This is a genomic window from Acinetobacter lactucae (assembly GCF_013122135.1).
In the GTDB taxonomy this organism is placed as follows: domain Bacteria; phylum Pseudomonadota; class Gammaproteobacteria; order Pseudomonadales; family Moraxellaceae; genus Acinetobacter; species Acinetobacter lactucae.
Map to the genome: position 1 here is coordinate 3,346,262 of NZ_CP053391.1, position 12,760 is coordinate 3,359,021.

The 12,760-nt window shown below is 40.3% G+C and carries 12 protein-coding genes; 9 read left to right on the forward strand and 3 right to left on the reverse strand.

Annotated elements, in window-relative coordinates; genetic code table 11:
* Positions 1-37: 37 nt before the first annotated feature.
* The 6 genes from HLV59_RS15640 to HLV59_RS15665 all read left to right on the forward strand — a co-directional run bounded on the left by HLV59_RS15640 (position 38) and on the right by HLV59_RS15665 (position 6,930).
* On the forward strand, positions 38-2,845 hold the full coding sequence (locus HLV59_RS15640; RefSeq protein ID WP_016144349.1) for a GacS-like sensor histidine kinase: 2,808 nt from the start codon (positions 38-40) through the stop codon (positions 2,843-2,845).
* Between the two features lie 94 nt (positions 2,846-2,939).
* Positions 2,940-3,728, forward strand: coding sequence for a crotonase/enoyl-CoA hydratase family protein (locus tag HLV59_RS15645; RefSeq protein WP_016144348.1), 789 nt, complete (start codon positions 2,940-2,942; stop codon positions 3,726-3,728).
* A gap of 12 nt (positions 3,729-3,740) precedes the next feature.
* Positions 3,741-4,610, forward strand: coding sequence for an NAD(P)-dependent oxidoreductase (locus HLV59_RS15650; RefSeq protein WP_057105186.1), 870 nt, complete (start codon positions 3,741-3,743; stop codon positions 4,608-4,610).
* Positions 4,611-4,623: 13 nt separating this feature from the next.
* On the forward strand, positions 4,624-5,418 hold the full coding sequence (locus HLV59_RS15655) for a hydroxypyruvate isomerase family protein (RefSeq protein ID WP_125739359.1): 795 nt from the start codon (positions 4,624-4,626) through the stop codon (positions 5,416-5,418).
* 81 nt (positions 5,419-5,499) lie between these two features.
* The gene (rsfS, locus tag HLV59_RS15660; RefSeq protein WP_001047580.1) at positions 5,500-5,901 is read left to right on the forward strand and encodes a ribosome silencing factor; all 402 of its coding nucleotides are present in this window, start codon (positions 5,500-5,502) and stop codon (positions 5,899-5,901) included.
* 207 nt (positions 5,902-6,108) lie between these two features.
* Positions 6,109-6,930 (forward strand): SDR family NAD(P)-dependent oxidoreductase, encoded by an 822-nt coding sequence (locus tag HLV59_RS15665; protein WP_125739358.1) that lies wholly within the window; start codon positions 6,109-6,111, stop codon positions 6,928-6,930.
* 56 nt (positions 6,931-6,986) lie between these two features.
* Here HLV59_RS15665 and HLV59_RS15670 read toward each other — a convergent pair whose 3' ends face one another.
* Genes HLV59_RS15670 through HLV59_RS15680 form a run of 3 tightly spaced genes read right to left on the reverse strand, consistent with a single transcriptional unit; the run spans position 6,987 to position 9,907 of the window.
* A complete protein-coding gene (locus HLV59_RS15670) occupies positions 6,987-8,441 on the reverse strand; it encodes an NAD(P)(+) transhydrogenase (Re/Si-specific) subunit beta (protein WP_016144344.1) in 1,455 nt (484 codons plus the stop codon).
* Positions 8,442-8,453: 12 nt separating this feature from the next.
* A complete protein-coding gene (locus tag HLV59_RS15675) occupies positions 8,454-8,768 on the reverse strand; it encodes a proton-translocating transhydrogenase family protein (RefSeq protein WP_000230434.1) in 315 nt (104 codons plus the stop codon).
* An 11-nt stretch (positions 8,769-8,779) separates the two neighbouring features.
* Positions 8,780-9,907, reverse strand: a complete 1,128-nt coding sequence (locus HLV59_RS15680) for a Re/Si-specific NAD(P)(+) transhydrogenase subunit alpha (RefSeq protein ID WP_002117245.1) — start codon at positions 9,905-9,907, stop codon at positions 8,780-8,782.
* 239 nt (positions 9,908-10,146) lie between these two features.
* Between HLV59_RS15680 and HLV59_RS15685 the strand changes: the two genes are divergently transcribed.
* From HLV59_RS15685 to HLV59_RS15695, 3 genes are all read left to right on the forward strand, one after another.
* Complete coding sequence (locus HLV59_RS15685) at positions 10,147-11,073, forward strand: DMT family transporter (RefSeq protein WP_171430340.1); 927 nt, start codon at positions 10,147-10,149, stop codon at positions 11,071-11,073.
* A 68-nt stretch (positions 11,074-11,141) separates the two neighbouring features.
* Entirely contained in the window at positions 11,142-11,549 is a 408-nt protein-coding gene (locus HLV59_RS15690; RefSeq protein ID WP_062849726.1) for a RidA family protein, read from the forward strand.
* Between the two features lie 18 nt (positions 11,550-11,567).
* Complete coding sequence (locus HLV59_RS15695; RefSeq protein ID WP_171430341.1) at positions 11,568-12,755, forward strand: MFS transporter; 1,188 nt, start codon at positions 11,568-11,570, stop codon at positions 12,753-12,755.
* Positions 12,756-12,760 lie beyond the last annotated feature (5 nt).

Here is a 12,760-nt window from a genome sequence, read left to right on the forward strand (position 1 = left end):
ATAAGATGCCGTACAGAGAGATAAATCTGATGTAGCCATGTCTAATTTCAATAAAACCTTATCGAAACGCTTACGTCTGAATCATGCATACGGGCAATTAATTGCTCTGATTTTTGTGCCCATTATGATTTTAACATGCGTGGGCGCTTTTCTGGTTTTAACTGAAACCTCACATTCAGTAAAACAACAACAGCTACATCATGCCTCTGCAATTTTAGCTCGCTACAATCAAATCGCGATCGATTTATATAAGCTGGTTGAACTAGAGCCCGATGAATATGATCATGCCCAGCACATCATGCAGAGCATGTTTAGTGAAAAAAATCTAAAACGTGCTGCTCTAATCGACAGTAATGGTCAGACCTATTTAAGTATCGGTTATCGCGATAATCGCTACTGGCCAAACTTTACGAAAAGTAATGGTTTTTTTGGTCCAATTTCTTATAACCACAACAATATTTATGGACTGCGGATTAGCGATACACCTGGAAAAGCACCTGTCTGGCTCGTGATTGAAATGGACAATCAGCCACTAGAACTGGCACGTTACCGTATTTTGATTGCCCTCGTCATTACTGGCTTAATGACCTTACTGTTACTTTTACTTTGCTTGAATTTTTATTCACGTCGCTGGATTGCGCCGATGTATGAAATTCGCATGCAGTTGCAACGTTTAAATGCTGACACACTAGACCAGCACATGGTAATTAATAGTACTGGTGAATTACGCTTGTTACAGCGAGATATTGCAAACGTTGTTAAACGATTACACTTTAGTTTTTTAGAATTAAAAGAACACACCGAACAAACCGAAGAAGACTTGCGCAGAACTTTAGATACCTTAGAAGTTCAAAATATTACCTATCGTCAAGCACGTGACCAAGCGATTTCATCAAACCAAGCCAAATCAGTTTTCCTTGCCAATATTAGTCATGAGCTTCGAACCCCTCTAAATAGTATTGATGGCTTTATTCATTTATTACTTCGTCAACAAAACCTAAATAACGAACAAAACCTCTATCTACAAACTATTCGCAAGTCATCTGCCCATTTATTGGCATTAATTAATGATGTATTAGATTTCTCAAAAATTGATGCAGGTAAATTAGAGCTAGAAACAGCACCATTTGATTTAGAAGAAGCTGTCTTCGATGTCATGGATATGTTGTCTCCACTGGCTGCCCAAAAGCATATCGCTATGGCTTTTTACTATGCCGACAACATTCCACAACAAGTGATTGGAGATGCTTTACGCTTCAAACAAATTTTGACTAATTTAATTTCAAATGCGATTAAGTTCACTCCAGACGGCGAAATTATTGTTCGTGTTCGTATGGAACATGATGATATTGGACAATGCCTACTTCATTTTAGTGTGCAGGATAGTGGTATTGGCTTAAGTGGTACAGACCGTAAAAAATTATTTGAATCATTCTCACAAGGTGATGCATCCGTTACACGTCAATTCGGCGGTACAGGTTTAGGTCTAGCTATTTCTAAACAGCTTGTTCACCTCATGCATGGTCAAATTGGCTTTGAGGATAACCAAGAGCGCGCACCAACAGAAAAAGGTTCTACGTTCTGGTTTACCGCACAATTTGTAGTAGATGAAGATTACGAGATCGAACATCCACACTTTGAGCATTTACAAGTGGTGTCTTATCTTGCACACCCTGCTACAGCAAGTGTTTTACGTTATTATCTTGAAAACTATCATGTTCCTCACATAGAGACACAATCGATTCTGGATTTATTTAGTCGTTTAAAACATCTTGATCAAAAAGATAATACGTGGCTCATTGTTGACCATAGTGGCGATACTGAAGCGTTATTAAAAGAAATCCGTAGTCGTTATCAAGGTAATTTGGCAGTCTATGGTTATCAAATGACGCTTGAGCCAAACATGCTCAATGAATATCGTGCTCGACCTCTATATCAACCATTAAGTCGAAGCGGACTTATTCAATTATTAAATGATCAACCTATTTTTGAAGAGGAACAACAAGATTTCAATGGGCAGGGTTTACACATTTTGGCAGTAGATGACCACTTACCTAACTTAATTGTGTTAGAAGCTCTGCTTGGAGAACTGAATGTTAAAACGACTAAAGCAATTAGCGGTCAAGAAGCGCTAAACCTCATCCAAGAGCGAATCGATCAAAAACTCAAACCATTTGATTTAGTATTTATGGATATTCAAATGCCTGTTATGTCAGGTATTGATACAACTCGCGCTATTCGTTCGCTAGAGTCAACTTTAGATGGTGAAATGCAACTTCCAATTATTGCATTAACAGCCCATGCCCTTGCCGATGAAAAGCAAAAACTCCTTAAAGTTGGCATGAATGACTATGTCACCAAGCCAATTCAAATGGAACAAATTATCCAAATTTTAACGCAATGGACCAAAAACAACTTTGCATCAAAAGCGCTAGAGAAAGACCATCATGTGGTTGCAGAAGCATTAGACCCAGAAATTCTCAACTGGCAACAAAGCTTGCAGCTTGCAGCAAATAAAGAAGATTTAGCTCAAGACTTACTTAAAATGTTAGTTGATAGTTTCCCAACCGAGCTAGATGAAATGCAGCAGCTCATTGAGCTTGAAGACTTCCCTCAACTTGAGCATGTTTTACATCGTCTTTATGGCGCCACTCGCTATGTAGGTACTCCAAAGCTACAACAAGTGACAGGTGACTTTGAGCAATTTATTTCAACACTACGCAAAGAACGCCGTATAGCAGATGAAGGCTTCATTGAAGAAGTTATGAGACGCTTCGACGAGCTAGGACTTGTTGTAAAAGAAGTAGAAAGTGCTGCTCATCAAATTTTGGTGATTCCTGACTAATCTATCTACAAAATAGGCATGACTGAGCTGTCATGTTTCCAAATTACAGCCATGTTATGCTCCGCTTATCTATAAAAAAAGAAGCGGGAATCTCATGGCACTTTTACGTATTGAAAAAAATAATGGCATTGCAACGGTATATTTAAACCGTCCCGACAAACGCAATGCTATGAGTTTTGCCTTATTAAAAGAACTGGTTTCAACAGCAAAAGCTATTAAAAAAGATCGAGAGATCCGCTGTGTGATTTTGACAGGTGAAGCACAAGTTTTTAGTGCCGGAATTGATTTATCTGATCTTAATAATCCCAAAAATTCTGCCTTTGCGATTTGGGAGCTTGTGAAACCCGGACAAAGCTTATTCCAAAAAGCATTTCTGATTTGGCAAAATTTACCTGTACCTGTGATTGCAGCACTAGAAGGTTATTGTTTTGGCGCAGGCATGCAACTTGCCTTAGCAGCCGACATTCGAATTTCTCACCCAGACACTAAAATGTCGATTATGGAAAGTCGTTGGGGATTAGTTCCAGATATGGGACTTACTCGTTCATTGAAAGGTTTAATTGGCGTTGACCTTGCAAAAGAGCTTACCTTAACCGCTCGTGTTTTCGATGGAAATTATGCAAAAGAAATTGGTCTTGTCACTCATTTAAGTGACTCTCCACTAGAGAAAGCAAATGAAATTGCAGCTGAAATGTTACAGCGCTCACCAGATGCGCTCACTGCAGCAAAACGTGTACTTGATGCGATGGAGCACCAACCAGAAAAATCATTACGTTTAGAAAAAATCTGGCAACTTAAATTATTACTTGGTAAAAATAGCAAACTTGCTCGTAAAAAAGACAAACATCCGGAAGTTAATTTTTTACCACGCCAATATAAATAAAGAGCTTAGATTATGAATTTTGATCGCAACACCCCTATTGCTTTTTTAGGTATAGGGTTGATGGGAAGCCGCATGGCAACCCGTCTTATTCAGGCAGGTTTTCAAGTTGCTGTTTGGAACCGAACCTCTTCTGCATGTGAAGAACTGATTGATATCGGCGCACAGCCTTTAGATCTTATAAATATTGGCGAATATCCTGTTATTTTAACTTGTCTCGCAGATGACAAAGCCGTACAAAGTGTATTTGAGCAAATTCAACCTCACTTAAAAGCTAAACAGGTGATTGTTGATTTCTCAAGTTTATCTGTTGCTGCAACAAAAACACTTGCTCAAGCAACTGCCGCGCATGACGTTACTTGGATTGATTCTCCTGTTTCGGGTGGAACAGCTGGTGCAGAACAAGGAACGCTAGTCATTTTTGCAGGCGGTGATGCTCAAACAATTACAGAATTAACGCCTATTTATAATGTTCTATCTCAACGTGTAACACGAATGGGAGACACAGGAACTGGTCAAGCCACCAAAATTTGTAACCAACTCATCGTCGCAGCCAATAGTGCACTTATTGCAGAAGCTGTCGCGCTTGCAGACCGAGCGGGTGTAGATACAACTTTACTCGCTCCAGCCTTAGCAGGCGGATTTGCAGACTCTAAGCCCTTTCAAATTCTAACCCCACGCATGGCAACTCATACATTTGAGCCTATTCAGTGGAAAGTTCAAACATTATCTAAAGATCTTAACAACGCAGTAACATTGGCTAACAATGTTAATTTAGACATCCCCGTTGCACAAAAAGCTCTATTACAGCTACAAACTCACCAAAAAAATGGCTTTGCTGAGAAAGATTTAGCTACTATGATTCAATTAATAGAGCAAAAATAAACGGAGTTTGAGTATGGGTCGTCTTGCAGTCAATTTATCCATGATTTTTACCGAAGTTCCTTTAATTGAACGCTTCGCTCTGGCTCATGCACAGGGCTTTGAATATGTAGAAATTCAATTCCCCTATGAATTAACGATTGAAGATATTCAAACCCAACTCGAACGCTACAACCTTAGCCTTTGCCTAATTAACGTACCTGCTGGTGATCTTATGCAAGGTGGGAACGGTTTAGCAGGCATACCCGGTCAAGAAGCAGCTTTTCATGAAGCATTAGAATTGGCTATTCGCTATGCCATCGCTTTAAACGTTCCTCGTGTTAATATTTTAGCGGGTAAACAACCGCTAGATGCCGACTTACTTCCTTGTTTAAAAACTTTAGCAGCTAATCTAAAACTTGCCTGCAATTTACTCGGTGAACACGGTATAGAGCCTGTTTTCGAAATGATTAACGGCACTGATATGCCACGCTTTTTAGTGCAGAACATTGCACAAGCACAAGAGATGCTCGAAGCAGTCGACCACCCCTCTCTCAAAATGCAATATGACTGCTATCACATGGCGATGATGGGTGAAGATGTACTTGAAGGTTTACAAGAGAATATTCACTTAATTGGACACATTCAATTTGCAGACTGCCCAGGCCGCCACGAACCTGATACAGCTCAAATCCCATATGAGCAAATTTTTTCTTGGTTAAAGCAAAGCTCATATCAAAACTATATTGCAGCAGAATATAAACCTGAAAATGGTTCAAATCAGTCGTTTACATGGAAGAAAAAATACTTTTCTGATGATGTAAATATATAAACTGTTACGACTTCTGTTTGAAATTTAGCGCGAAAACCACTATATTAGATAGTGAGTAATTGTCAGGAAAATATACCCTATATGAATTTAGAACCATCGCCCAGCGTGTCTAATTCTCACGATTTCGCAATGAACACCTCAAATAAAGACGTACAAGCTTGTCTCAAAGTCGTCCACGACGCTTTAGTTGATGTAAAAGCAAAAGATATTCTCCAGTTAGATGTTAGCTCAATTAGCAATGTCGCTGATGCTATTGTAATTGCAAGTGGTACTTCTACTCGCCATGTCAAAGCACTTGCTGACAATGTTGCAGAAGAAGCTCGAAAAGCCGGTTTCCGCCCGATTGGCGTTGAAGGTGAACGAGATGCAGAATGGATCTTAATTGATCTCGGCTTTGTTGTAGTCCATGTAATGCTACCAACAGCTCGTAAATTCTATGATTTAGAAAGCTTATGGCGTACCGCTCCAGAGTCGGTTGCTTAAAATTTTGCTTTTAAAAAAAGCGGCTCTTTTGAGCCGCTTTTTTATTTCTCTAACAGTGGTTTTAAACCTTTTCAAATATCCATATCCCACCCCAGAAAAACCAATCATCACCTATATTCAAATTTGACATGACAAATTGTCAGATTTATCGCACTATACAAATTCTTAAAGTTCTCACTAATAAATAGCATAACCGGAGTACAGAAAGTGAAGATATTAATTACGGGCGCCAACACAGGCATTGGTTTTGCCACAGCAGAACAACTTGTTAAACAAGGACAATATGTGATTTTGGCATGTCGAAATCCACAAAAAGCCCAAGATGCACAGAATAAACTACGCGCGCTTAACCAAGGCCAAGTCGATTTAGTTTCCCTCGATTTAAACAGCCTTGAGTTAACCAGAAAAGCAGCAGATGAAATTGCTGATCGCTATGGCAGTCTTGACGTACTCATTAATAATGCAGGCTTATTTTCTAAAACAAAACAACTAACCATAGAGGGTTTTGAACAACAATTTGGGGTTAATTATTTAGGCCATTTTTTACTTACTCAAAAATTACTTCCAGTTTTACAACAATCTCCTAAAGCACGAATTATTCATCTAGCTTCGATTGCTCATTGGGTTGGCTCAATTAAACCCAATAAATTTCGTGCAGAAGGTTTTTACAACCCCCTGTTCTATTATGGGCAATCAAAACTTGCAAATTTACTGTTTAGCAATGCATTAGCAGAGCAACTCGCAGAAAGTTCAATTACCAATAATGCATTACACCCCGGCGGTGTTGCTTCTGATATTTATCGTGAATTACCAAAACCTGTCTATGCGGCGATGAAATTAGGCTTAGTTCCAACCTCAGTTCCAGCAAAGCTCATTACAGAAATGGCAACCGGAGATGCATGGCAAAACCGCAACGGCGAATATGTCAGTGCACATATGCCAGACTGGAAATCCTCACATGCTAAAAATCAGCAACTGGCACGCGACCTTTATCAACAATCGATAGATCTTGTAGAAAAATTTCTTTAAAAATAGAGGTAAATAAAAAAAACCACCCGAAGGTGGTTTTTTTATTTCAAAGCAACTTAGTGGCCTGTACCGTTAATTGCTTTTGTCATATCTTCAACAACTTTCTTGGCATCACCAAAGATCATCATTGTTTTTTCGTTATAGAACAAATCGTTATCTAGTCCAGCATAACCTGTTGCCATTGAGCGCTTAATCACCATGATTGTACGCGCTTTATGAGCCTCTAGAATCGGCATACCATAAATCGGCGAGCTTGGATCATCTTTTGCAGCAGGGTTAACAACGTCGTTTGCACCAATAACAAGTACTACGTCAGTTGCAGGGAAGTCTGAATTAATCTCGTCCATTTCCAAGATGTCTTCATATGCTACGTCTGCTTCAGCAAGCAATACGTTCATGTGACCAGGCATACGACCAGCAACAGGATGGATTGCGAAACGAACGCGAACACCTTGCTCTTTTAGAATTTCACATAATTCTTTTACAGCATTTTGTGCACGACCTTGCGCCATACCATAACCCGGTACAATCACAACGCTGTCAGCATTTGACATCAAGAAGCCAGCATCATCAGCAGAACCAGAACGGTGGTTACGTTGAACTTGTTCACCTTTATCTGCAGATGCAACTGCTGCACCACCCATTGCCCCACCAAACAATACGTTGATGATCGAACGGTTCATTGCTTTACACATGATGTACGACAGAATCGCACCAGATGAACCTACAAGCGAACCTGCAACGATCAACATGTTGTTTTCAAGTGTGAAACCAATACCTGCTGCTGCCCAACCAGAAAATGAGTTAAGAAGCGATACCACTACAGGCATATCACCACCGCCCACTGGCGCAATCCAAACCCAACCAAACGCAAGCGCAAGTGCTGTCATTGCCCAAAATGCAGTCATATTGCCAGTCGTGAAGAAGTAGAAACCACAAGCCAACATCGCAATAAAGATAAGCGCTTGAACAGGTTTAACCCACGCACCAGAAATTGTTTTCGCCCATTTTTTCGCAGCTAATTTACCGTATGCAAACACAGATGCAGTAAAGGTAATCGCACCAACGAAACAACCAACAAACAATTCAAACAAGTGAACCTTACTCATGTGTGCATGTTGCACGCCAGCTGCTGTTAAAGCCGCCTCATTTTGAGCGAATAGTTCAGTAAGTTGGTTGTTATGCAAAATTGCAGCAATCGCAATAAGAACAGCAGCCAAACCAACCAATGAGTGCATAAGTGCAACAGTTTCTGGCATTTGCGTCATTGGTACGGTACGAGCACGTGCAATACCTACGATTGCACCCAACACCATTGCACCAACGATCATCCAGATCACTGGATTATTGGCAACAAAGAAAGTCGTTACCACAGCAATCGCCATTGCGATCATACCGTAACGGTTACCTTGAATTGCTGTTTTAGGGCCAGACAAGCCACGAAGCGTCAAGATAAAGAGAATTGCGCCAACAAGGTACAACCAGTTTGCATTTGCTTGAATAAATTCCATGTCAAAGCCCTCTTATTTCTTTTGCTTAGGCTTGAACATTTCCAGCATGCGTGCAGTTACTGCAAAGCCACCGAAAATATTAATGCTTGCCAAAAATACTGCAATCGCACCGAGTACGCTCACCACATTCACACTTTGAAATGCAACGTTAGCATCTACACCTAAAACTGGCAGACCCACAGTTTGCAACATCGCACCCACCACAATAATAGATGACAACGCATTGGTTACTGCCATAAGTGGCGTATGCAAAGCTGGCGTAACGCCCCAAACCACGTAATAACCTACGAAGATGGCAAGGACGAAAATTGTAATAGTTTCAACCATGAGAAATCTCCTTAACCACGCTTAAGCAGCACTTGACCGCCATGAGTGACCAATAGGGCTTTTTGGATTTCGTCTTCTTGATTAATCGCAAAGTTTTTCTCTTTGTCAAATAAAGTCTCTACGAAATTAAAAACGTTACGCGCATACAATGCAGAAGCTTCCGTTGCTACAGTTGCCGGAATATTTGGAACACCCAAAATTTTCACGCCATTCTCTGTAAACACAGTCTCACCAACTTTAGAGCCTTCAACGTTACCGCCGGTTTCAACCGCCATATCTAAAATGACAGAACCCGGTTTCATCTTGGCAACAGTTTCAGCCTTAATCAGACGTGGCGCATCACGACCTGGTAGCAATGCAGTCGTAATCACGATGTCTGCATTAGAAACAGCTTTATCAACAATCGCTGCTTGGTCTTTGATGTACTGCTCACCCGGCATCCATCCATAACCATTTTTAGCGGCGTCCGCTGCACGTTGTTGCTCTTCTTCAGACATTGGTACGTCTAACCACTTACCACCTAAAGATTCAACCTGATCTTTTGCTGTAGGACGTAAATCGGTCGCCTCAACAATTGCGCCTAAACGCTTTGCGGTTGCAATTGCCTGAAGACCTGCAACGCCTACACCCATAATCACAACACGAGCAGGTTTTACAGTACCAGCAGCAGTCATAAGCATTGGGAACATGCGCTGATATTCAGCAGCAGCAAGTAAAACTGATTTATAACCAGCCAAGTTTGCTTGAGAAGACAACACATCCATGTTTTGTGCACGAGAAAGCGTACGAGGAAGCAGTTCTAGAGCAAAAGCAGACACTTGTTGATTCGCAAACTGATCTAGCTCGGTGTTACGATAAGGATCAAACATTGCTACAACAGCGGTATTTGCTGCAAGTTTCTGAATTTCCCCGCCCTGTGGAGCGCGAACTTTCAAAATAATTTGACTACCCGTATAGGCATCATCCGTAATGGTTGCACCGACCTGTTCATAAGCACTGTCAATGTACGCAGCCTTTACACCAGCACCACGTTCAATCACAACGCTATGACCAGCGCTAATCAACTTCTTTACTGTCTCTGGCGTAGCAGCTACACGATTTTCACCGACGACAGTTTCGGTTGGGATTCCGATCTGCATGAGCGTTCCTCAAGCTAATTTCTCATTGTCAAAAACATTGCAAGCTGCAATGTTTCCCCCATGTGTATTCTTTGTACAGAATTTGGATTCTAATTGAACTTTTTTAAAATACCACCCACTATTTATTTAATAAATACCCATATTTTGAACTGATGATTCACGATATTTATTTAGAGGTGTAACATAGGAAGCTTTTTCTTTTTTTTGCAGACAATAGTCTCTCTTATACAGTCCTGTATATGAAAATTTCTTTATCTTCGTTTCAAATCGGGTCTTTTTTTGCTCTTTGCTCTGCTTTTCTATTCAGCACAAAAGCAATCTTTATTAAACAGACTTATGCCCTTTCTCCATTAGTAGACGGTACGGTCCTGATGGCTTTACGCATGTTAAGCGCTTTACCGTTTTTTCTATTAATTTGCTGGTTTAACAGGCATCATAATCAGGGCATAAAAAAGAAGGATTGGCTAATTTTAATTTTTGCCGGTCTATTAGGCTACTACTTTGCAAGTTGGCTCGATTTCATGGGTCTCATGTTTATTAGCGCCTCTCTAGAACGAATTATTCTATTTTTATATCCCACGCTTACAGTCATCGTATCAAGCTTACTCTACAAACAAAAATTAGATGCAAAAAGTTTATTTGCCATTTTTCTTAGTTATGGTGGAACCGTGCTGGTTATGCTTCAGGAACACAACAACGCACCAATTCAGGGCAACTTCTGGCTAGGTACAAGTTTCGTATTTGCAAGTGCCGTGGCTTTTGCAGGCTATTTATTGCTAACACCCCCTCTCATTAAAAAATTTGGTTCTTGGAATTTCACAGGGTTAGCCTTAACTGTGGCTTGTATCGGCACATTAACTCATTACGTATTAAGCACACCTCACCCAATTCAACTTCTATTAGAGCTTCCCTCTAGCGTGATTTGGTATGGCATTGGCTTAGGCTTTTTAGTTACCGTGCTACCCACCGTTATGCTCATGCAAAGCATCGAACGGCTAGGTGCCTCTCAATCTGCAATGATTGCTTCGATTGGTCCAGTTTTAACAATTTTACTTGCTGTTGCTTTTTTAAATGAGCATCTCAATATGTGGCAATGGGTCGGCTGCCTACTCAATATTATTGGTGTGATGATGATTACATTAAGAAAGAAAAGACTAAAACATTAAATTCTCTTGACCTCAACTTAAGTTGAGGTTGGATACTCATCTAAATTTTAATGAACGGTTGAGTTCCAATGAGTCAAGAAACTTTTAAAATCATAAATCCATCAACCTTATACGATCCTACCCCAAATGGTTATAGCCATGTTGCTGTGGTAGAAAGCTTTAAGAATATTATTCATGTGGCAGGTCAAGGCGGCGAAAATTCCAAAGGGGAATTAAGCCCAAGTTTTGAAGAACAAGCGAACCAAGTTTTTGATAATATTCAACATGCTTTAAACGCGGCCAATGCAGAGCTTAGCAATATTGCTGTGTTAAGAGTTTTAGTTGTTGACCACTCGGTCGAAAAACATCAAATTTTGATTAAAATTATGCAAAATTTATGGAAAAATCATCCTTTTCCTGCCTGTACACTCATTCCTGTGCCACGCCTTGCGCTAGAACACATGCTCATTGAAGTTGAAGCAACGGCATACACCTAATAAAACTGAGAGAACATCATGTCTACCCCTGAAGATATCAGTCAAAATAAACCTTTGCTTTGGTTGATGGCAGCAGCATGTGGCTTGTGTGCAGGTGTGAATTATTATTGTCAGCCTCTGATTCACTCGATTCAGCAAGAATTTGCTGTAACTCAAGCACAAGCCGCTTTAACAGTGACATTTGCTCAGGTGTCTTATGCCCTCGGTTTACTTTTTATTGTACCGATGGGTGATATTGTCAATAAAGCCAAGGCTATTCCGTTTTTAATGGTGCTTTGTGCAGTTGGTCTATTTACGTCTGCTTTTGCCGTCAACTTACCCATGCTATGGATCGGTACAATTTTAGCGGGCTTGTTTTCGGTTGCAGCTCAAGTCTTGATTCCACTTGCTACAATGACTGTAAAACCTGAAAAAACTGGCGAGATCATTGGTTTTTTAATGAGTGGCTTATTGGTCGGGATTTTACTATCTACCAGTCTGGCTGGCTTATTTTCCAATCTTTTTCACTGGAAAGTCGTATATGTGGTTAGTGGCGTATTAATGCTTCTGTTGGCATTTACCTTAAAAAATCGTCTGCCTTATGTCTTACGTATGAAAATGAACTACGGGCAAATTTTTGTTTCCATGGCTCAACTCTTAAAAGAGGAAAAGCGCCTATTACTAAGAGCACTTACGGGTGCGTTCGCATTTGCAGCAGTAAGTATTCTGTATTCCACCATCGCCTTACTTTTGACCTCGGCACATCATTTACCTGACCTATTTATTGGACTGGTACCTTTAGTCGGTATCTTTGGCGCTTTATCAACACGTTATATTGGTAAATACGCCGACCAAGGCTATACACGATTACTTACTTGGATGGGTTGTGGGCTGTTTTTGGTAAGTTGGATTTGTTTCTATTTCGGACAAACTCTACTTTCAGCTTATGTTATTGGTTTTGCTTTAATCCAATTGGCACTTGCGCTGGTACACACCAGTAACCAGAGCATTATTTTCCGTTTACGCCCAGATGCCAAATCTCGTATTAATGCCATTTATATGACGACTTATTTTATTGGAGGAGCTGGTGGCTCTGCTTTAGGGATTTTTGCATGGAATCGTGGTGGATGGAGCATGACATGTCTTGCTGGTGTTGTACTCGTTATGTTTTGCATTTTGTTTAGTGTGATTGATGCTTTCTTACAAAAAAAGCAACTCGCTCATTAACAAAG